Raw genomic sequence first — 19,710 nt, 5'->3', positions numbered from 1 at the left:
CTCGACTCCGGGCCATCCGCCCTTCAGGGAGACAGTCATGCCCGCTTCCGCCAGACGCATCGCCCTCGTCGGCGTTTCCTCCGCATTCGCCCTGGTGACCGTCACCGCCTGCGGCGGCGACTCGACCAGCACGGCCGGTGCCGCCGGCACGGCCGACAAGCTGGGAACCGCACCCGCCGCGCAGAACCTCGCCGGTGTCTGTCCCAAGACGGTCGTCGTCCAGGTCGACTGGGAGCCCGAGGCCGAGCACGGTCCCCTGTACAACCTGGTCGGCCCCGGGTACACGGTCGACACCGCGAAGAAGCGGGTCACCGGTCCGCTGGTCATCGGCGGCAAGGACACCGGCGTCAAGATCGAGGTGCGCGCCGGGGGTTCGGCGATCGGCTACCAGAGCGTCTCCTCGCAGATGTACGTCGACAAGAGCATCACCCTCGGCACGGTCACCACCGACGCGGCCATCACGGGGTCCGTCAAGCAGCCGGTCACGGCTGTCGCGGCGCTGATGAAGAAGAGCCCGCAGGTGCTGATGTGGGACCCCGAGACCCACCCGGACTGGAAGACGATCGCCGACATCGGCAAGTCCAAGGCGAAGATCGTCTACGTGGACGGCAGCACCTACGCCTCCCTGCTCGTCGACAAGGGCCTGATCAAGAAGAGCCAGCTGGACGGGAGTTACGACGGCGCGCCCGCCCGCTTCGTCTCCGATCCCTCCATCGCCCAGCAGGGCTTCGCCACCGCCGAGCCGTACATCTACGAAAACGAGGTGGCCGCCTGGAAGAAGCCGATCAAGTACCAGCTGCTGGCCGACGTCGGCTACAACGTCTACCCGGAGTCCCTGTCCGTGCGCACCGGCGAGGTCGGCAAGCTCAGCCCCTGCCTGAAGAAACTCGTCCCCGTCCTCCAGCAGTCGGCCGTCGACTACGCCGCCGAGCCTGCCGCGACGGTCAAGCTCATCAGCGACCTGGTGCAGCAGTACAACACTGGTTGGGTCTACTCGGAGGGCACCGGCACCTTCGCCGCCGAGCAGATGGTCAAGCTCGGCATCCTCGGCGACGAGGCGGACGGCAGCATCGGCAGCTTCGACATGAAGCGCGTCGCCGCGTCCCTGAAGACCTTCGCACCGCTGATCGAGCAGAGCGGCGCGAAGGTCCAAGAGGGCCTGGCCGCCGAGGACTTGGCGACCAACCAGTTCATCGACAGCTCCATCGGGATGAAGTGATGACCAGCAACCCGACCGCTCCCACGGAACTCGTCGACGACGCACGGAATCCTTCGGCGGCGGCCGAGCGCCGGCCCACCCCCGGCATCGAGGAGTTCTGCGCCGCGGCCGCCGACCTCCTCGGCCCCGGCTCGGTGATCCGCGACGCCGCCGCACGGGAAAAGGCATCCTGCGACTGGGCGCACATGTCGCCCATCCTGTCCGCCAAACTGCCCGCCGGGCACGCCGAGGTCGTCCTGCGCCCCACCTCGCACGAACAGCTCCCGGGGATCATGGCCCTGGCCCACCGCCACCGCATCCCCCTGACCCCCCGGGGCAAGGGCACCGGCAACTACGGACAGGCGATCCCGCTGTACGACGGTGCGGTCCTCGACCTCACCGGATGCGGCCGCGTCCTCGACGCCGGCGACGGCTGGATCCGCGCCGAGGCCGGGGCGAAGATGTCCGACCTCGAAGCGCACGCCCGCACCCTCGGCCAGGAGTTGTGGATGTTCCCGTCCACGTTCGGCACCACGGTCGGCGGGTTCCTGTCCGGCGGCAGCGGCGGCACCGGCTCGCTCGTCCACAGGACCAACGGCGACGGCTTCGTACGAGAGCTGACGGTGGTGCCGTGTACGGTGGACGCCGAGCCCTTCACCGTACGAGACACCGACGCGCTGCCGTACATCCATGCCTACGGCACCACCGGCATCACCGCCACCGCGACCGTCCGGCTCCAGCGGGCCCGCACCTGGACCGGTCTGTTCGCGGCCTTCGACGACTGGGCGTCCGCGACCGCCGGGTTGTCCGCGCTGGTACGACTGGAGCCGGCACCGCGCCTGGTGTCGCTGGACGAGGCGGATCTGGTCCGGGTCTACCAGGTCGACCCGGCCCTGGACCCCACCGCCCTGAACGTGCGTGCCATCGTGGAGGACGACGCCGTCGACGCGGCACGGGCGATCGTCCGCGCGCACGGCGGAAGGGTTCTGGAGGTCCGGCCGGCGCCGGACGGGCCCGCGCTGATCAGCTCCCTGTCCTTCAACCACCCCACCTACCACCTGATGAAGGCCGAGGACGGCTGGTTCCACCTGGAGATCGGCGGTGATGTCCTCCTGGGCAACAGAGACGGCGACGGCGACATCGCCGAGATCAGGAAGGTCTTCCCCGGGACACTGCTGCACCTGGAGGGCATGCGTTCGGGCACCGTCGGCATGCTGATGGCCCGGTACGAGGACGAACAGACCGTCCACGAAGGCATCGCCGCCCTCGAGGCCCTCGGCGTCGGCGTGCACAGCCCGCACAACTGGTACGTCGACCGCCGTCTCGACCTCGTGCGGGAAGCGGCCCGCACCGCCGACCCGCTGGGGCTGCTCAACCCCGGCAAGATCCCCGGCAAGGTCCCCGACACCGGCCCGAGGCAGGAGACCCCGTGACCTTCACCCGTTTCATCGACCTCAGCGGCCCCGGCATCGAGCGGCTCGACGAGGACACCGTCGCCGTACTGCCCGTCGGAGCGATCGAGCAGCACGGGCCCCACCTGCCCGTCGCCACCGACTACTACATGGCCGAGGCCGTCGCCGAGGGAGCCGCGCGCGCCGCCGGGGAAGCCTGCGACATCACGCTGCTGCCGGGCCTCGCGTACACCAAGTCCGACGAACACGCCTGGTCCGCGGGCACGTTGTGGCTCAGTGCCCGCACCCTGCTGGCCGTACTCGACGATATCGGGCGTGCGCTGGCCGTCGGTCCCGTGCGCAGACTCGCCTTCCTCAACGCCCACGGCGGCAACAGCGCCCTGCTCGGCGTCGCCCTGCGCGAACTGCGTACCCGGCACGGCCTGCGCACCTTCCTGCTCCATGCCTCGCTCCCCGCCGACCAGGGCGGAACCTCCCCGGCTTCGGAGCTCGGGCTGGGCGTGCACGGCGGACTCAACGAGACAGCCGCCATGCTGCACCTCCACCCGGACCTGGTGGAGATGGCGCAGGCCCGCCGCAGCGTCCCCGAGCACCTCACGGAGTACGAACACATCGGCTTCGGCAAACCGGTCTCCTTCGGCTGGACCAGCGACGACTTCGGTACCGGCAACGGCGTCATCGGTGACCCCACGGGCGCGACACCGGAACTCGGCCGAAAGCTCGTCGACGCGGCGATCGCCACCAACGCCGCCGCCCTGCGCGAATGCGCCCGCTTCCGGCCCGACCGCCCCACCACCTCATGAGGAAGCGAGGTCTCGGCCCGCTGACGTACGGGAGCGTGGCGCAACCGTGGGGCCGCGGAGCGGCGGCAGGAGGGTTCGTCTTCCTCAGCGGCATCGACGGCGTGACCGACGAGCAGGGCAGGCCGGTCCACGGAGTCGCCGCGCAGACGAAGGTCACCCTCGACCGAGTGCGAGCACTGCTCGCCGACGCCGGCGCCGGCATGGACGACATCGTCCAGCTCGACCAGTACGTGGCCGATCCCGCGGAACGCATGGCGTACATGCGCGCCCGCGACGCCTGGCTCTCCCAGCACGCACCCCGGCTGCTCGACGAGCGCTCCTACGCGTCACTCCTGATCTTTCCGGGACTCGCCACTCCGGCGATGCGCGTAGAGATCCGGGCAGTCGCGTACGTCGGATAGAGCGTCAGACGGCGGTCCGGCCGGCTCCACGAAGCCTCTCGCGCCGCACAAAGCCCCACGTTAATTCCATGAAACCCCCATTGCCGTCCGCCCGGTCGAAGCCCTACCGTCAGCGCAATGCCATCAGTGCTATTGCACTGTGCAATAGCACATACTACTGGGGTTTCCATGACATCAGAGCAGGTCATCCCGCTGTCCACCGTGCGCATCACCGGCGGCCTGCTCCGCCACTGGCAGGACCGGAACCGGCGCTCGACCGTCCCGCACGCCATCGGGCAACTGCGCGCCGCGGGCAACGTGGACAACCTGAGCCGGCTGCTCGTGAACGACCCTCCGGCCTATCGCGGGCGTTACCCGTTCCTCGACACCGACCTGTACAAGACGCTCGAAGGTCTGGCCTACGAGCTCGGCGCGGGCGAAGCGGACGACGGTGTACGGGAGTTCTTCGACGAAGTGGTCGGCCTCCTTGAGCGGGTGCAGGCCGAGGACGGCTACCTGAACTCGTTCTTCCAGGACCCGGAAGCGGCCAAGAAGCCCTGGGAGGACCTGGCCTGGGGACACGAGTTGTACAACCTCGGCCATCTGATCCAGGCCGCCGTCGCGGCCGGCCGGCGGATGGGTGACCGCCGCCTGCTCGAAGTGGCCGTGAAATTCGCCGACCTGACCGTACGGCGCTTCGGCGAGGGCCGCGAAGAGGCCACCTGCGGCCACCCCGAGGTGGAGATGGCCCTGGTCGAGCTGTACCGGGAGACCGGCAACCGCGACTACCTCACCCAGGCGGGCCTGTTCCTGGACCGGCGCGGCCACGGGCATCTGAAGCACAGCGTCTTTCCCCCGGAGTATTTCCAGGACCACCTGCCCTTCCGCCAGTTGCCCTCGGTCACCGGACACGCGGTCCGCATGGCCTACCTGGCCGCCGGAGCTGCCGACCTCTACCGGGAGACCGGCGACCGGACCCTGTTCGACACGCTCGACCGGCTCTGGGACGACATGGTCGCCACCAAGCTCTACTTCACCGGCGGGCTCGGCAGCCGGCACTCGGACGAGGCCATAGGTGACCGCTACGAACTGCCGTCCGAGCGCGCGTACAGCGAGACCTGCGCCGCCATCGCCACCATGCAGTGGGCCTGGCGCATGTTCGTGGCCACCGGCGGCGCGAAGTACCTCGACGTCTTCGAACGCGTCCTCTTCAACGCCTACGCCGTGGGCCTGTCCGCCGACGGGACGGCCTTCTTCTACGACAACCCGCTCCAGCGCCGCCCCGATCACGAGCAGCGCAGCGGGGCCGAGGCCGGGGGCGAGCCGCTGCGGCGGCCGTGGTTCACCTGCCCGTGCTGTCCGCCGAACATCGTCCGCTGGATGGCGCAGCTCGGCGACCACGTGGCCGCCGAACGCCAAGACGCCCTGTACGTCGCCCTGTACGCCGAGAGCCGGATCGAGACGGACGCTCTCACGGTGAACGTCGAGACCGCCTACCCGTGGGACGGGGACGTGCGGCTGACGATCGAACGCGCGCCCCGCCGGCCGTACGCGATCAGACTCCGCATCCCCGCCTGGGCGCGCGACAGCACGCTCGACGGCGTGCCCGTCACGGCCGAGGACGGCTGGCTGACCGTCGAACGGAACTGGACCGAGGGCGACAGCCTCCGTCTCCACCTGCCGATGCCGGTCCGTGGCCACGTCTCCCACCCGCACCTGGACGCGACCCGCGGCGCGGTCGGCGTCGCCCGCGGTCCGCTGGTCTACTGCGTCGAGCAGCAGGACTCACCGGCCCCCGTGGACGACCTGGTCCTGTCGCCCGACCGCATCGCGGCCGCGGAGGTCTCCTCGCCGATCGAGGAACTGCCCGGTGCCGTCGTCCTCCGGCTGATGGCTGACATCCGGCCCGCTCGGTCGCCGGAGCTCTACCCGGAGTTCACCACCGAACGCCGCACCCCTGAGGCGACCTCGACGGTACCCGTGGCACTCGTGCCCTATTTCCTGTGGGGCAACCGCAGGCCCGGCGCCATGCGCGTGTGGGTCAGGGCGCAGTGACCGCGTCCATCGAACTCATCGACCGACCTCCCCCTCAAGTCGACCCGCCTCCACCCGAGTCGACCCGCATCGCCCCAAGGAGAGCCTCATGAGGAGATCAACCGCCGTCATCGGCGTCACGCTGCTCAGCACGCTGACACTCACGTCCTGTACCGGCGCGTCGGGAACCTCGTCCAACGGCACCGGTGCCGGATCCTCGTCGGCCCCGGCCACCGGCGGCACCGTCCACGTCCTGGCCGCCGCGGACTTCTCCCATCTGGACCCCGGGCTCGGCTGGGACGGCGGCGTCAACAACTTCTACCGGCTCATCTACCGCGGCCTGACCACGGTCGGCGCCGGCCCCGGCGCCGAGAGCACGAAGATCGTCCCGGATCTGGCGACCGACCTCGGCACGCCGACCGACGACGCGAAGACCTGGACGTACCGCCTCAAGGACGGCCTGGCCTTCGAGGACGGGTCGCCCATCGACAGCGTGGCCGTGAAGTTCGGCATCGAGCGCGCCTGGGACCCCGAGATGGGCGGCTCGCCGTATCCGAAGGAGCTGATCGAGGCGCCGGCCGACTACAAGGGGCCGTACCAGTCCGGTGACCTCGACTCGATCGAGACGCCCGACGCCAAGACCGTCGTCTTCCGCCTGAAGAAGTCCTTCCCCGACTTCCCCAGCGCGCTGACCATGCCCAACTTCACCCCGTTCCCGAAGGGAACAGGCGCGGCGCACGCCTTCGACACCAAGCCGGTGGCCTCCGGCCCCTACAAGGTGGCGAGTTACGTCCACGGCACCTCGCTCAAGCTGGTCCGCAACCCGGAGTGGAAGGCGTCGACCGACAAGGTCCGCGCGGCCAAACCGGACGCCTTCGAGTGGACCTTCGGGCTCGACGGCGCCACCATCGACGAGCGCATGCTCGCCGGCCAGGGCGCGGACGTCGACGCCATCGCCGGCAGCATTCAGCCGGCGACCCTCTCGCGGATCCAGACGCCGCAGCTGAAGGCGCGCACGCTGTCCGGGTACGGGGGCTGCACCACCTATATGGGGATGAACACGTCCCGCAGGTACCTCTCCGACCTGAGGGTGCGCCAGGCCATCGAGTTCGCGGTCGACAAGGACACGGTCGTCGCCGCGCTCGGCGGCTCCCGGCTCGCCACGAAGGCGACCGCGATCCAGCCGCCGACCATGCTCGGCCGCACCGACTACGACCTCTACCCGCACAGCGTGGCCAAGGCCAGGCAACTGCTCGCCGAGGCGGGGCTGTCGGGCGGGTTCACCCTCACCCTGGACAACCGCCCGGACGCCAAGAACACGGCGCTCGCGGTGGCGATCCAGGAAGCTCTCAAGCCGCTGAACATCAAGGTGAAGATCAACACCATCGACACCTCGTCGTACTACGAGGTCATCGGCACCACCGCCAAGCAGAACGATCTCGCCATCACCGGCTGGTGCCCCGACTGGGCCTCCGGTTCGACCTTCCTGCCGCCCCTGTTCGACGGCCGCAGGATCACCCCGACCGCGAACACCAACATCGCCCAGATTGACAACGATGCCATCAACAAGCGGATCGACGAGATCGCGGCCATGAAGGACGTGGCCGCCGCCAACAAGGCGTACGGCGAACTGGACAAGCAGATCATGGCGCAGGCCCCGGTCGTGCCGCTGGCCTACGAGAAGACCCTCACCGTTCCCGGCGCCAACATCGCCGGCACCTATCTGTCCGCCTCGTTCAGCGGTGGCATCGACCTGGTCTCCGTGGGCCTCAAGGACTCGGGAAAGTAGGCGGCTCATGACGACTGCCTTCGTGCACGACGTGCAGCCCGCGCCGCCGGTGGGCGCACCCGGTGCCCCCACCACGGCGGGCCGTCGGATCATGGGCGTGCTGCTGCACGACCGTGGCGCCCTGTTCAGCGCCGGGTTCATCGCCCTGATGCTGCTGATGGCGATCTGCGCACCGCTCATCACCGCCCTCACGGGCCACGGACCCACCGCGTTCGACACGGCGGCCATCGACGTCGACGCTGGCGGCCTGCCCAAGGGGGACTTCGGCGGGATCAGCACCGATCACCTGCTGGGCGTCGAACCGCTGAACGGCCGCGACGTCCTGGCGCGCATCGCGTACGGCGCCCGCGTGTCGTTCCTCATCGCCGCGTCGGCGACCGTCCTGACCACCCTGCTCGGCGTGGTCCTCGGCATGGTCGCCGGCTTCTACGGGGGCTGGGTCGACCAGGTCGTCTCCCGGGTCATGGACTTCCTGATGGCCTTTCCGGCACTCATCTTCATGATCGCCATCCTGTCGTCGCTGCCCGCCGGCAACCGGTCGTTCCTGCTGGTCGCCGTGATCAGCGTGTTCGGCTGGCCCTATCTCGCGCGCGTGGTGCGCGGCCAGACGCTGACCCTGCTGAACCGCGATTTCGTCGAGGCGGCCCGCGCCTCCGGTGCCTCCCGGCGTGACCTGGTGTTCAAGGAGATCCTGCCCAACCTGCGCAGCTCGCTCATCGTGATGACGACCCTCGCGGTGCCCGGCTACATCGGTACCGAGGCCGGCCTGTCGTTCCTCGGCGTGGGCGTCAGTCCGCCGACGCCCTCCTGGGGCCAGATGATCGCGAGCTCGGTCAGCTGGTACGCGGTGGACCCGCTGTACTTCGCCGTCCCCGGGCTCTTCCTCTTCCTGACTGTGCTGTCCCTCACCGTGCTCGGCGACCGGATCCGGGCCGCCACCGACGCGGGGGAGGCCGCCTGATGGCCCGCTACCTCGCCGGCCGGATCGCCGGGCTCGTGCTGATCCTCTTCCTGGTCTGCCTGTTCACCTACCTCATCTTCTTCGAGCTGTCGCCGGACCCCGCGGTGATGATCTGCGGCAAGACCTGCACACCGGAACGGGTCACGCAGATCCGCACGATCCTCGGCATCGACCAGCCGTTCCTCACCCAGTTCTGGAACTTCCTCAGCGGGCTGTTCGCCGGGCGGGACTACGGCTCCGGCGCGAACCTCGTGCACTGCCCGGCACCCTGCCTCGGCTACTCGTTCCAGACCAACCAATCGGTGTGGCAGATGGTCCTGAGCCGCCTCCCGGTCACCGCCACCCTCGCGATCGGCGCGGCCGCGCTCTGGCTGCTCGCCGGCATCAGCACTGGACTGCTCAGCGCCGTCAAGGAGGGCACCTGGTGGGACAAGGCCGCCATGAACCTGGCCCTGGGCGGCGCCAGTGTCCCCAACTACGTCCTCGCGCTCGCCCTCCAGTACGTCCTGGTGGTCAAGCTGCAGGTCCTGCCGTTCCCGTCGAGTGTGGCCTTCACGGACGACCCCGGTCTGTGGTTCCAGTCGTACCTCATGCCGTGGATCGTCCTCGCCACCGGCGCCGCCTGTCTGTACGCCCGGCTGACGAGGGCGAACGTCATCGACACGCTGGCCGAGAACTTCTTCCGGACCGCCCGCTCCAAGGGCCTGGCCCCCGTACTCACCATGCGGCGGCACGCGTTGCGGCCCGCGCTCACGCCGATCGTCACGATCTTCGGCATGGACTTCGCCGCGCTGCTGGGCGGCGCGCTGATCACCGAGACGGTCTTCGGACTCAACGGCATCGGCAAGATGGCCGCCGACTCGATCGCCAAGAACGACCAGCCGGTGATCATGGCGGTCACGCTCCTCGCGGCCTTCTTCGTGGTGGTGGGCAACGTCGTCGTCGACCTCGTCTACACCACCCTCGACCCGCGAGTGAGGATCCGATGAGCGAGTCAGTGGTCGAGGATCCGGGGAGCGAGGTGCCGGTCGAGGATCCGACGGGCGAGCTGCTGGTCGTGGAGAACCTCACCGTGACCCTGCCGACCACGCGCGGCCCCGTGGACGTCGTCAAAGACGTGTCGTTCACGGTCGGCAGGAACGAGACCGTCGGCATCGTCGGCGAATCCGGCTCGGGCAAGTCGATGACCAGCCTGGCCGTCATGGGCCTGCTGCCGCGCGGGGCCGTGACGCGGGGCAGCGTCCGGCTGGGCGGCCTCGAACTGCTCGGCCGTACGGACCGCGAGATGCGCCGGATCCGGGGCGCACAGGCGTCCATGGTCTTCCAGGACCCGCTGTCCTCGCTGAACCCGTACTACACGGTCGGCCTGCAGATCGAGGAGATGTACCGGGCCCACCGGGGCGCTTCGCGGAAGGAGGCCAGGAAGATCGCCGTCGAGGCGCTCGCGCGGGTCGGCATCCCGGAACCGGAGCGGCGGGCCGGCCACTACCCCCACCAGTTCTCCGGCGGACAGCGGCAACGCGTCATGATCGCGATGGCGCTGGTCTGTTCGCCCGCGCTGCTCATCGCCGACGAGCCGACCACGGCCCTGGACGTCACCGTCCAGGCCCAGATCCTGCGCCTGCTCGCCGAGTTGCAGCGCAGGACCCGCACCGGGACGGTCTTCATCACCCACGACCTCGCCGTGATCAGCTCCGTCGCGACCCGGGTGCTCGTGATGTGCCGGGGCGAGCAGGTCGAGTACGGCACCGCGGAGCAGATCTTCTCGGCGCCTCAACACGCCTACACCCGCAAGCTGTTGGACAGCATTCCGCGTGTCACCGACGACCTTCCCGCCGACGACCTTCCCACGGACGAGGTGATCGCGTGAGCGACGTACTGCTCAGCGCCCGCGACCTGACCAAGCGGTTCACCGTCCGCGGAGTGTACGGCCGCAAGAGCGAGTTCACCGCCGTGGACGGCGTCAGTTTCGACGTACGGCGGGGCGAGACCTTCGCGGTGGTCGGGGAGTCCGGCAGCGGCAAGTCCACCAGCGCGCGGATCGTCGCCAAGCTGATGGAACCGAGCGCGGGCACCCTGGAGTTCGAGGGCGAGGACATCACCCACGCCACGGGCGCCCGGCTCGCCCGCTACCGCGCCGACGTACAGGTCGTCTTCCAGGACCCGTTCTCCTCGCTCAACCCCCGGCACACCGTCGAGCGCATCCTGATGGCACCGCTCGACTACCAGGGCATCGCACCCCCGGGAGGCCGGCGGACGTACACCAGGGAGCTGATGGAGCGGGTCGGCCTCGACCCCGGCCACTCCCAGCGCTATCCCGCGCAGTTCTCCGGCGGCCAGGCGCAGCGGATCGGCATCGCCCGGGCGCTGGCCGTCAATCCGAAACTGGTGATCTGCGACGAGGCGGTCTCCGCGCTGGACGTGTCCGTCCAGGCGCAGGTCGTCGAACTGCTGCTGCGCCTCCAGCGGGAGAGTGGATTCAGCTACGTCTTCATCGCCCACGACCTGGCGGTGGTCCGGCGGATCGCGCACCGGGTGGCGGTCATGAACCAGGGGAAGATCGTCGAACAGGGGCCGTGCGCCCAGGTCTTCGACGAGCCTGGTGATCCGTACACCCGGACGCTGCTGGCCGCGATCCCCCGCATCAACCCCGAGTGGGACCGCCGAAGAAGGGCCGCCACCGCATGACCCGTACCGTCGCCCACACGATTCCCGGCACGCACGTGCGCGAGCACCTCGTGGACGTCCTGCTCGACCGGTCCGACCCGGCACGCGGCACGATCCAGCTCTTCGCCCGCGACCTCACCGCTCCCGCGCGCAGGGACGAGGACCTGCCCTGCCTGGTCCACCTCCAGGGCGGTCCGGGCGGAAGGGGCCCTCGCCCGCTCGACCGGAGCGGGTGGCTCGGGCAGGCGCTGACGACGTACCGGGTGATCCTGGTCGACCAGCGCGGCACGAGCCGCAGCACGCGCATCGACGGGCCCCGGATGAGCGCGTTCGCGACCGCGAGGGAGGGCGCGGACTTCCTTGAGCAGGGGTGAGTCCGCTCAGCCGCACGCCCCGAACGGTCTTGGGCGCACTGGTCCCCGGCGTACTCAACCCCGGGGCAGCGACACGCATCCTGTGCGTGGTCCGATCCCGGGAGGCCGGCTCCCTGCGCGATCTGGCCGGATGGGCACGGCCAGAGGCGACGGGGAGGACCTGAACCAGCACTCCGCCGCAAGCCAGGGCGCCGATCATCACACGCCCGGCATCCGCGGTTCGCCCAGGACGCGAGACCCCTGCTGTTCTCCGGCGAGATGATCTACGACGACATGTACATGGACGCCGGCCTGCGACTGGACACGGCCTCCCGCGTCGGCAACGTCCGGATCTGGGTCACCAACGAGTACGAACACGACGGCATCGGCGACGAGCGGGTCTTCGACCGGCTGACCGAACTGGTGCAGTACGCAGGAGGAGGAATCACCGGTGCGTGACGGCACGTTCTCTCACGGCAAGCTCCCTCACGGCAAGCTCCCTCACGGCAAGCTCCCGAAACTGACCGACATCCCGGCATTCAACGCCTACATGGGCACGGGCTGGGCAACCCCCGACCGCACGCCCCGTGTCGTCCCCGGCGCCGCCGAGGCCGCCGCCGACCATCGCGCCCGGCTCGCCGCCGCGCTGCCCGACCGGACGGTGGTGCTGAGCGCCGGCCAGGCCCCTGTCCGCAGCAACGACACGACGTACGACTTCCGCCCGGACAGCGACTTCTACTGGGTGACGGGCTGCGCGGTCGAGAACGCCGTGGTCGTGCTGCGGGCCGGCGACGCCACGCTCTACCTGCCACCCCCGGCCCACCCCGGCGAGCAGGCCTTCTGGCGCGATGCCCAGTACGGCGAGCTGTGGGTCGGGGCCGCACCGGGCCTCGACGACTGGGCACAGGCCCTGGGCATCGACGTACGCCCCCTCTCGGACCTGCGCGAGCACGTGAGAGCCGACGAAGAGGCCGGCCGGGCCCTGGCCGAACTGCGCATGTACAAGGACGAGTGGGAGGTCGCCCAACTGCGCCGGGCCGTGGACCGCACGGTCGAGGGCTTCGCCGCCGTCGTCCGCGAGATCCCGGCCGCGATCGAGGGCCCGGGGGAGCGCTGGCTGCAGGGCACCTTCGACCGGTACGCCCGCGCGTACGGCAACGGCCCGGGCTACGCGTCGATCGTCGGCAGCGGCAAGCACGCCCCGACGCTGCACTGGGTACGGTGCGACGGCCCGGTCCTCCCGGACGAACTGCTCCTGCTCGACCTGGGCGTGGAGGTCGACAGCCACTACACCGCCGACGTCACCCGCACGTTCCCGGCCTCGGGCCGGTTCTCCGCCGCCCAGCGGCAGGTCCACGACCTGGTGGAGAAGGCCCATCGGGCCGGCCTCGCGGCGGTGGGCCCGGGCCGCCGGTTCACCGACTTCCACCACGCCGCCATGGAGGTGATCGCGCACGGCCTCGCCGACTGGGGGCTGCTGCCGGTCTCCGTGGACGAGGCGCTCTCCGACACCGGCCAGCACCATCGCCGCTACCTGGTGTGCGGCATCGGCCACCACCTGGGCCTCGACGTGCACGACTGCGCGCGGGCCGCCGACGAGGCGTACCAGGGCGCCGCGATGGCTCCCGGCATGGTGCTGACGGTCGAACCCGGCCTGTACTTCCATGCCCACGACCTGACCGTGCCCCCGGAGCTGCGGGGGATCGGCGTGCGCATCGAGGACGACATCCTGATCACTTCCGAAGGGCCGGAAGTCCTGTCCGGCGCGCTGCCGTTGGACGCGGCCGGGCTGGAGAAATGGATGACGACCCGACAGGCAGTGTGACACTGCACCGAATTCACGGCCGACCCTAGAGGCGGACAGTCATCCGCACCGTCACGTCGTCACCTGACGAGAGACCCTGCGGCTTGCGCACCGCGTTCTTGAGCGGCAGCAGGTAACGGCCGTCCTTGGGGAAGAGCGACGTCTCGAAGACGACCTCGCCGATCCTCGCCTCGACCGGGATCACGCCCCAGCCGTAGGTGGCCATCGCGGCCACCTCACGGATGTCGGCGGACTCCTCGTCCGGCACCGGCAGGAAGTAGTACGGCGCCGGCCCGCGCCATTCGATCACCCGGCCGGTGAAGGCGAGTTGCATGAGGTCAGGGCCCGTTCGTCGAGGACGGTCAGCTCGCGCTCAGCGTACCTGCGGTGCGCGCGGCGGGAACGGCCGACGTCGGTGCCCCCGCCACGGCCTACTCCGGGTCGTCGAAGGTGACGACGACCTTCTCCGAGGCTCCCGGCGTGACGGCGAGGGCGAAGGCCCGCTCGACCTCGGCGAAGGGCACACGGTGGCTGATCAGCCTGGCGAAGCGCTCGTGGTGCTCGACGATCTCCGGCGTGACCTCGAAGATCTCGGTGGGGTAGCCCTGGGAGGCGATGAGGGTGAGTTCGCTGCGGAGCATGCCGCCGAGGTCGATGTCGGCCTTCTTCTGGACGCCGACCATAACCAGCTTGGCGCCCCACTTGGCGGCATTGACGGTGGCGTGGAAGACGGCCGCGACACCGGCGGCGTCGATGTAGATGTCGGTGCCGGCCCGGGGCCGGCCGAGAGAGTCGGCGGCCTGGCCGTGCAGTTCGGTCAGACGTGCGGTCACGTCCTCCTCCGCGGAGTTGACGACGGCGTCGGCGCCGACGGCCAGTGCGGTCTCCAGGCGGGAGGGGATGACGTCGGCGACGACCACGTGCTCGACGCCGCGCAGCTTGAGCCAGATGGTGGCGCCGAGTCCGATGGGTCCGGCGCCGAAGACGACGACCTTGTCGGCGGGCTTGGCCTCGGAGCGGTTGACGCAGTGCCGGGCGACCGCCATCGGCTCGTTGAGGGCGGCGACGTCGAAGGGCACGCTGTCGGGGAAGACGGCCACGGTCCTGCCGATCTCGGCATCCTCGAGGAGCAGGTACTCGCTCATGGCGCCGTGCTCACCGCCGCAGCCGATGATCCCGGAGGGGACGCCCTGCGGGTTGACGACCACGCGGTCGCCGGCCTTCAGGTCCGTGACCCCGGCGCCCGCCTCGACGATCTCACCGGCCGGCTCGTGGCCGAGCGGCAGGGGGACCACCGAACCGGCGGGGCCGTCCGGGCTGTAGGGGGTGCCGCCCAGGTGGACGAAGTAGGTGTCGGTGCCGCAGATGCCGCAGGCGCGCATCCTGACGAGGACGTCCTTGGGACCCGGCACCGGACGCTCGACGTCCACCACGTCGACCTTGCCGGCGGCGCCGGTCCGGACGGACTTCATCGTGGTCATGCGGGTGACTCCTTCTGCCGGTTCATGCAGGGCGGTTCACGCAGGGGGATGGTGGGGAGGCGGACGGCTCCCGCCGGGGATGCGTGCGGGAGCCGTCGGCGGATCCGGGGGTGCGGGCGGGAGCCGTCGGCGGATCGGGGGATGGCAGCCGGCCGAGCCGGTGCCGTGTGACGAGCGCCGAGGCCGCCGGGTCAGGCCGCCTGGCCGACCTCCGCCTCGTCGAGGCGCTTGCTCCGGGGGATCAGGAACACGAGCATCGTGCCCACGGCACAGCAACCGACGACCAGCCAGAGCCCGTTCGTGAAGCCGGCGTCGAGGTAGAACTGGGTGCCCTCCAGGATCCTCCCGTGCTGAGCCATCACGACGAAGGCCACCTGGGAGACGACGATCTGCGCGACGCCCTGGCCGAGCGTCTGGACGCCGTTGGCCAGCGCCTGTTCCTCGGGCGTGACCACCTCGATGATCATGATGGGTACGACGGCCATGACCATGCCGGTTCCGGTACCGGCGATCACGCCCATCCCCACGATCTGTTCGGCGCTGTGGTGCAGTTGGGTGCCGATGCCGTAACCGAGGACCGTGAGCGCGGAGCCGATGCCCAGGAGGATGCGCGCGTCCATCCGGCGGGCGAGGTAGCCGGTGCCGACGGCCGCGATGATGATCATGGCGCTGATCGGGCTGGTGACGATGGCGTTGTGGGTCCCGGACCAGCCCAGGCCCTCGGAGACGTCGGGGATCTTCGGCATCAGGATCAGCATCTGTATCACCACGCCGACCGCGCTGAGGGACCCGGCCGCCACGGACGTGGCCAGCAGAACGGTCCACACCGGGCGACGCCGCGTCATGGCCGGCGGGAACAGGGGCTCGGCGACCCGGCGCTCGACGAGTGCGAAGGCGAGCAGCGTGACCAGTGACCCGGCGACGAAGGCGGCGAACTTGCCGCTGCCCCAGCCCCAGTGCGAGCCCTGCCCGACGGCGTAGACGATGGCCGTCACCCCTCCGCCGAGGAGGATTCCGCCGATCCAGTCCATGCGTCCGCCCGCCGCCCGGATCGGGCTCTCCGGCACGAAGGCGGCCACCAGCACGAAGCTCACGGCGGTGCTGATGGCCATGAACCACAGCACGCCCCGGAAGCCGTAGTCGTCCAGGAGCCAGCCGGACAGGAACGGCCCGCCGAAGGCGACGAGGCCGACACCGCCGGCGAGGATCCCGCTGGCGAGACCCACCCACTGGCGGGGGAACACGTCCCGGGTGATCGCGTAGGCGAGCGGGGCGGTGGCCGCGTAGATGCCCGCGATGCCGCGCCCGATCAGCAGGGTGCGGTAGTCGGTGGCCATGGCGGCGATCAGGTCGCCGACGAAGCCCAGTCCGATGGCGACGAGCAGGACGCGCTTCTTGCCGAAGAGAGCCGCGGCCTTGACCGCGAAGGGCAGGAAGAAGGTCCCGGTCAGCAGGGTCATGAGGGTGAACCACGCGATCTCGGTGGTCCGGAAGTGGATCGCCACGTCGGCCTGTGAGATGCCGGACAACGCGGCCATGAGCGCGACCAGTTGGACGGTCCACACGAGGGCGATGACGACGAGCACGTTGCGCGAGGTGGAGCGGGACGCCTCGTCGCGCTTCGGGGGTGGGATCTGTGGGGTCTGTGTCTGGGACATCGGCGGCCTTCCATGGGTGAGCGGAGGTGCGGAGCGTGGCTCTGGTCCAGGCGGCGTGGGGGGACGTACGGCGCAGACGGGCTCGTGCCGGTCGCGCCGGCACGGGCGGCTACTGGTCCGGAAGGAGCGGGGTCCGAAGACAGTGCGGGGCGGTCACGAGCGCCGGCATACGTGCCTCCCGTCTGCGGCTCCGGTGCGGCTGACGCGTAAGGTAGACCTAACGGTCGGTACAATCAATGAAGTGCGCAGAAAATGAGGCCCGCGCGGTGGGGAAGTCCCGCGAGGGGGCTCTTTCCAGCCCTGTGAGCTGCGCTTTCGTCCCACCGCCGACGGGCTGGCCCGCAGGGAGCGGCGCGATTCTGTCCCGGTGAGTGGAAACGGAGCCACGTCCACCGCGGCTGCGGAGCGGTGGGTGACGCCCGCCCTGTGGACTGCCCCTTGACGCCGACCGGAGCTCGGCCGACACTCCAGACAGGAATCCTAGTGAACAGGTAGGGAAACATGGGACGCCTTGGACCGGTCACCGCCGACGCGAGCCGTACGTCCGGGCCGTCATCCCTTCTGACCTCCCGCCGTCACATCGATCTGCTGCGAGTGTGCAGCGCGATCGGCCCCCTGGGCTGAGCCCGGCCCACCTTCACGCCCCGACGGCTGCCGTCGCCGTCGCCCGCGGGGAGGGCCGCCCGCTCACCGCCCGACGTCGCTTCCGCCGCGCGTACGTCCACGCACTCACCCCGGGGAGAACCATGTCCGTCACGCCGCTGGCCACCGTCCGCTCCGCCCAGCCCGCGCCCGCGTTCCGGGGCCGGATCGGCCGGGACGCGCGCAGCGGGCACTACGCCGTGCCGCGCCGCTACCGACTCCATCTCGCACCCGCCTGTCCGAACGGGCTGCGCATCGCCGTCGTGCACAGCCTGCTCGGCCTCGACGACGCCTGTCCCGTCACGTTCCTGGACGCGGTCCCCGACGGCCCCGACGGGGGACACTCCGTGCTGCGCCCGCTGTACGAGGCGAGCGCGCACCGGTATGCCGGGGCGGCTGTGGGACCGGTGCTCAGCGACGACTGGTCCGGGCGGATCGTCAGCACCCACGCGCCCGACATCACCCGCGACCTGGCCCGGCACTTCGGAGGCGGCCGTACGGCGCCGTACCCGTGCGGGGCGGAGTCGGAGATCGAGGCCGTGGAGCGGATGTGCGGACAGGGCATCGAGCAGGCCGCACAGGCGGCCGGGACGGCGGGTCCGGAACTGGCGCCCGGCGAGGGGCTCGACAGGCTGCTGGAGACGCTGGGTGCGCTGGAGCGGTGGCTCGTCGGCCGCGAGTACCTGATCCGCGACCAGATCACCGCCGCCGACGTCGAGTTGTGGGTCGCCCTGGTCCAACTCGACACCGTGCACCGCCACCACCTGGACGCCGCCGTGGTGCACCGCATCGCCGACCACCCCGTCCTGTGGGCGTACGCCCGCCGCCTGGCCGCCCACCCTGCCTTCGGCGTCCACCTCGACCTCGACGGCATCGCCCGCCGCCACCACGCCCACTGCCAGGGCCTGGAGGCCGCCGGATCGGCCGTGCAGATCCTGGACTGGGCGGGCCACGCCGGTCGGAGCGCCTGACCGCGCCCTGAGAGCCGAAGCACCTGACCGTTCCTCGAGAAGAGCCGCCGGACCCGGAACAGACCGCATGGCCGGGCCGTTGTGACTGACGACGACACGTGCACGACTACACGCGCACGACGACACGTGTACGACGACCCCGGCGCGCCGGACGGAGGTGGAGGACATGCCCCGCATGCCCCACCCCCGTGTGCTGAACCCGCGCCGCCGTGTCCTCCTCCATTCCCGGCCGCACATCGATCTGCAGCGCGTTGCCGGCGCGCTCTGTTGTTCCTGACCCGTCGCCCGCCACCGGTGCCCTTGCCGACGAGGGCCGGTGATCCCGTACGGACCTTCAGGAAGGCACCCACCCGTGTCCCCATCTCCCGCTTCCCCCCTGCACCTCGCCGTCGCCCTGGACGGCACCGGCTGGCACCCGGCCTCCTGGCGCGAGCCGGTGGCCCGTCCCCGCGAGCTGTTCAGCGCCGGCTACTGGGCCGACCTGGTCGCGGAAGCCGAACGCGGTCTGCTCGACTTCGTGACCATCGAGGACGGCCTCGGCCCGCAGTCCTCCCGCCCCTTCGAACCGGACGAGCGCACCGACCAGGTCCGCGGCCGTCTGGACGCCGTGCTGATCGCGGCGCGCATCGCCCCGCTGTCCCGGCACATAGGTCTGGTCCCGACCGCGGTGGTCACGCACACGGAGCCGTTCCACATCTCCAGGGCGATCGCCACCCTCGACTACGTGAGCACCGGCCGGGCGGGCCTCAGGGTGCAGATCACCGCTCGCCCGAACGAGGCCGCGCACTTCGGCCGCCGCACCATCCCCCGTATCGACGCCTACGACAGCCCGGGCGCCCGGGGCCTGGTGACCGACCTCTTCGACGAGGCCGCCGACTACGTGGAGGTCGTGCGCCGGCTCTGGGACAGCTGGGAGGACGACGCGGAGATCAGGGACGTCGCCACCGGCCGCTTCGTCGACCGCGACAAACTCCACTACATCGACTTCGAGGGCAGGCACTTCCGCGTCAAGGGTCCCTCCATCACGCCCCGCCCGCCGCAGGGTCAGCCGCTGGTCAGCGCCCTCGCGCACGACACCGTCCCGTACCGCCTGGTGGCCCGGGCGGCCGACCTCGGCTATGTCACCCCGCACGACACCGACCAGGCCCGCGCGATCGTCGCCGAGATCCGCGCCGAGCAGGCGGCGGCCGGCCGCGCCGAAGAACTCCTGCACGTCTTCGGTGACCTGGTGGTCTTCCTCGACGACGATCCGGCCGAGGCCGCCGCCCGCCGGGACCGTCTCGACGCCCTCGCGGGGGAGCCGTACACCAGCGACGCCCGCATCTTCACCGGGTCCCCGGCCCAACTCGCCGACCTGCTTCAGGAGTTGGCGGCAGTCGGCCTCACCGGCTTCCGGCTCCGCCCCGCCGTCCTCGGCCACGACCTCCCGGCGATCACCCGCGGCCTGGTCCCCGAACTCCAGCGCCGCGACGCCTTCCGCCGCGCCTACGAGGCCGACACCCTGCGCGGACTGCTGGGCCTGGCCCACCCCGCCAACCGCTACGCCGCAGCCTGAGC

At 70.5% G+C, this 19,710-nt stretch carries 20 protein-coding genes; 17 read left to right on the top strand and 3 right to left on the bottom strand.

The window, feature by feature from the left end; genetic code table 11:
* Positions 1 to 37: 37 nt before the first annotated feature.
* From OG252_RS09220 to OG252_RS09160, 13 genes are all read left to right on the top strand, one after another.
* The gene (locus OG252_RS09220; protein WP_266450649.1) at positions 38 to 1,219 is read left to right on the top strand and encodes a hypothetical protein; all 1,182 of its coding nucleotides are present in this window, start codon (positions 38 to 40) and stop codon (positions 1,217 to 1,219) included.
* Positions 1,219 to 2,631 carry an FAD-binding oxidoreductase gene (locus tag OG252_RS09215; RefSeq protein WP_266450650.1) on the top strand — a complete coding sequence of 471 codons (1,413 nt, stop codon included), beginning with the start codon at positions 1,219 to 1,221 and terminating at the stop codon, positions 2,629 to 2,631. Before OG252_RS09220 ends, OG252_RS09215 begins: the two co-directional genes overlap by 1 nt.
* Positions 2,628 to 3,413 (top strand): creatininase family protein, encoded by a 786-nt coding sequence (locus tag OG252_RS09210; RefSeq protein ID WP_266450651.1) that lies wholly within the window; start codon positions 2,628 to 2,630, stop codon positions 3,411 to 3,413. Before OG252_RS09215 ends, OG252_RS09210 begins: the two co-directional genes overlap by 4 nt.
* Positions 3,410 to 3,814, top strand: a complete 405-nt coding sequence (locus OG252_RS09205) for a RidA family protein (protein WP_266450653.1) — start codon at positions 3,410 to 3,412, stop codon at positions 3,812 to 3,814. Before OG252_RS09210 ends, OG252_RS09205 begins: the two co-directional genes overlap by 4 nt.
* Positions 3,815 to 3,982: 168 nt before the next feature.
* Positions 3,983 to 5,848, top strand: coding sequence for a glycoside hydrolase family 127 protein (locus OG252_RS09200; protein ID WP_329335136.1), 1,866 nt, complete (start codon positions 3,983 to 3,985; stop codon positions 5,846 to 5,848).
* Positions 5,849 to 5,936: 88 nt separating this feature from the next.
* The gene (locus OG252_RS09195) at positions 5,937 to 7,616 is read left to right on the top strand and encodes an ABC transporter substrate-binding protein (protein WP_329335134.1); all 1,680 of its coding nucleotides are present in this window, start codon (positions 5,937 to 5,939) and stop codon (positions 7,614 to 7,616) included.
* Positions 7,617 to 7,623: 7 nt separating this feature from the next.
* The gene (locus tag OG252_RS09190; protein WP_329335132.1) at positions 7,624 to 8,577 is read left to right on the top strand and encodes an ABC transporter permease; all 954 of its coding nucleotides are present in this window, start codon (positions 7,624 to 7,626) and stop codon (positions 8,575 to 8,577) included.
* On the top strand, positions 8,577 to 9,566 hold the full coding sequence (locus OG252_RS09185) for an ABC transporter permease (RefSeq protein WP_266450660.1): 990 nt from the start codon (positions 8,577 to 8,579) through the stop codon (positions 9,564 to 9,566). Before OG252_RS09190 ends, OG252_RS09185 begins: the two co-directional genes overlap by 1 nt.
* Positions 9,563 to 10,447 (top strand): ABC transporter ATP-binding protein, encoded by an 885-nt coding sequence (locus OG252_RS09180; protein WP_329335130.1) that lies wholly within the window; start codon positions 9,563 to 9,565, stop codon positions 10,445 to 10,447. The genes OG252_RS09185 and OG252_RS09180 overlap by 4 nt, the downstream gene beginning before the upstream one ends.
* On the top strand, positions 10,444 to 11,265 hold the full coding sequence (locus OG252_RS09175; protein WP_266450664.1) for an ABC transporter ATP-binding protein: 822 nt from the start codon (positions 10,444 to 10,446) through the stop codon (positions 11,263 to 11,265). The genes OG252_RS09180 and OG252_RS09175 overlap by 4 nt, the downstream gene beginning before the upstream one ends.
* A complete protein-coding gene (locus OG252_RS09170) occupies positions 11,262 to 11,618 on the top strand; it encodes a hypothetical protein (RefSeq protein ID WP_329335126.1) in 357 nt (118 codons plus the stop codon). The genes OG252_RS09175 and OG252_RS09170 overlap by 4 nt, the downstream gene beginning before the upstream one ends.
* A 258-nt stretch (positions 11,619 to 11,876) precedes the next feature.
* Entirely contained in the window at positions 11,877 to 12,056 is a 180-nt protein-coding gene (locus tag OG252_RS09165) for a hypothetical protein (RefSeq protein ID WP_329335124.1), read from the top strand.
* Between the two features lie 91 nt (positions 12,057 to 12,147).
* Positions 12,148 to 13,422, top strand: coding sequence for an aminopeptidase P family protein (locus OG252_RS09160; RefSeq protein ID WP_329345107.1), 1,275 nt, complete (start codon positions 12,148 to 12,150; stop codon positions 13,420 to 13,422).
* A 25-nt stretch (positions 13,423 to 13,447) separates the two neighbouring features.
* Here the strand turns inward: OG252_RS09160 and OG252_RS09155 are convergent, their stop codons facing one another.
* From OG252_RS09155 to OG252_RS09145, 3 genes are all read right to left on the bottom strand, one after another.
* Positions 13,448 to 13,735: a DUF1905 domain-containing protein gene (locus OG252_RS09155; RefSeq protein ID WP_266450668.1), complete on the bottom strand. Its 288-nt coding sequence runs from the start codon at positions 13,733 to 13,735 to the stop codon at positions 13,448 to 13,450.
* A gap of 97 nt (positions 13,736 to 13,832) precedes the next feature.
* On the bottom strand, positions 13,833 to 14,882 hold the full coding sequence (locus OG252_RS09150; protein WP_329335121.1) for a zinc-dependent alcohol dehydrogenase: 1,050 nt from the start codon (positions 14,880 to 14,882) through the stop codon (positions 13,833 to 13,835).
* 191 nt (positions 14,883 to 15,073) lie between these two features.
* Positions 15,074 to 16,540 (bottom strand): MFS transporter, encoded by a 1,467-nt coding sequence (locus tag OG252_RS09145; RefSeq protein WP_266450672.1) that lies wholly within the window; start codon positions 16,538 to 16,540, stop codon positions 15,074 to 15,076.
* A gap of 501 nt (positions 16,541 to 17,041) precedes the next feature.
* On the opposite strand from OG252_RS09145, the gene OG252_RS09140 reads away from it, so the two are divergent.
* The 4 genes from OG252_RS09140 (at position 17,042) to OG252_RS09130 (ending at position 19,708) form a co-directional block, all read left to right on the top strand.
* Positions 17,042 to 17,164 carry a putative leader peptide gene (locus tag OG252_RS09140; protein ID WP_329335118.1) on the top strand — a complete coding sequence of 41 codons (123 nt, stop codon included), beginning with the start codon at positions 17,042 to 17,044 and terminating at the stop codon, positions 17,162 to 17,164.
* Positions 17,165 to 17,286: 122 nt separating this feature from the next.
* Positions 17,287 to 18,153: a glutathione S-transferase C-terminal domain-containing protein gene (locus OG252_RS09135; protein ID WP_266450674.1), complete on the top strand. Its 867-nt coding sequence runs from the start codon at positions 17,287 to 17,289 to the stop codon at positions 18,151 to 18,153.
* A 166-nt stretch (positions 18,154 to 18,319) separates the two neighbouring features.
* On the top strand, positions 18,320 to 18,430 hold the full coding sequence (locus OG252_RS52300) for a putative leader peptide (protein WP_425587741.1): 111 nt from the start codon (positions 18,320 to 18,322) through the stop codon (positions 18,428 to 18,430).
* A gap of 75 nt (positions 18,431 to 18,505) precedes the next feature.
* Positions 18,506 to 19,708, top strand: a complete 1,203-nt coding sequence (locus OG252_RS09130; RefSeq protein ID WP_329335114.1) for an LLM class flavin-dependent oxidoreductase — start codon at positions 18,506 to 18,508, stop codon at positions 19,706 to 19,708.
* Positions 19,709 to 19,710: the final 2 nt, after the last annotated feature.

This window comes from Streptomyces sp. NBC_01352 (assembly GCF_036237295.1).
Lineage (GTDB): Bacteria > Actinomycetota > Actinomycetes > Streptomycetales > Streptomycetaceae > Streptomyces > Streptomyces plumbiresistens.
The sequence above is the reverse complement of the archived record's forward strand: the minus strand, read 5'-3'. Positions and strand labels throughout refer to the sequence as shown.

Bases quoted from the DNA above. Each gene is read 5' to 3' on its own strand.
- OG252_RS09170 (WP_329335126.1), top strand. From the start codon at position 11,262: ATGACCCGTACCGTCGCCCACACGATTCCCGGCACGCACGTGCGCGAG.
- OG252_RS09190 (WP_329335132.1), top strand. From the start codon at position 7,624: ATGACGACTGCCTTCGTGCACGACGTGCAGCCCGCGCCGCCGGTGGGC.
- OG252_RS09150 (WP_329335121.1), bottom strand. From the start codon at position 14,882: ATGACCACGATGAAGTCCGTCCGGACCGGCGCCGCCGGCAAGGTCGAC.
- OG252_RS09135 (WP_266450674.1), top strand. From the start codon at position 17,287: ATGTCCGTCACGCCGCTGGCCACCGTCCGCTCCGCCCAGCCCGCGCCC.
- OG252_RS09180 (WP_329335130.1), top strand. From the start codon at position 9,563: ATGAGCGAGTCAGTGGTCGAGGATCCGGGGAGCGAGGTGCCGGTCGAG.
- OG252_RS09140 (WP_329335118.1), top strand. From the start codon at position 17,042: ATGGGACGCCTTGGACCGGTCACCGCCGACGCGAGCCGTACGTCCGGG.
- OG252_RS09165 (WP_329335124.1), top strand. From the start codon at position 11,877: ATGATCTACGACGACATGTACATGGACGCCGGCCTGCGACTGGACACG.
- OG252_RS09205 (WP_266450653.1), top strand. From the start codon at position 3,410: ATGAGGAAGCGAGGTCTCGGCCCGCTGACGTACGGGAGCGTGGCGCAA.
- OG252_RS09200 (WP_329335136.1), top strand. From the start codon at position 3,983: ATGACATCAGAGCAGGTCATCCCGCTGTCCACCGTGCGCATCACCGGC.
- OG252_RS52300 (WP_425587741.1), top strand. From the start codon at position 18,320: ATGCCCCGCATGCCCCACCCCCGTGTGCTGAACCCGCGCCGCCGTGTC.
- OG252_RS09155 (WP_266450668.1), bottom strand. From the start codon at position 13,735: ATGCAACTCGCCTTCACCGGCCGGGTGATCGAATGGCGCGGGCCGGCG.
- OG252_RS09145 (WP_266450672.1), bottom strand. From the start codon at position 16,540: ATGTCCCAGACACAGACCCCACAGATCCCACCCCCGAAGCGCGACGAG.
- OG252_RS09195 (WP_329335134.1), top strand. From the start codon at position 5,937: ATGAGGAGATCAACCGCCGTCATCGGCGTCACGCTGCTCAGCACGCTG.
- OG252_RS09160 (WP_329345107.1), top strand. From the start codon at position 12,148: ATGGGCACGGGCTGGGCAACCCCCGACCGCACGCCCCGTGTCGTCCCC.
- OG252_RS09185 (WP_266450660.1), top strand. From the start codon at position 8,577: ATGGCCCGCTACCTCGCCGGCCGGATCGCCGGGCTCGTGCTGATCCTC.
- OG252_RS09220 (WP_266450649.1), top strand. From the start codon at position 38: ATGCCCGCTTCCGCCAGACGCATCGCCCTCGTCGGCGTTTCCTCCGCA.
- OG252_RS09215 (WP_266450650.1), top strand. From the start codon at position 1,219: ATGACCAGCAACCCGACCGCTCCCACGGAACTCGTCGACGACGCACGG.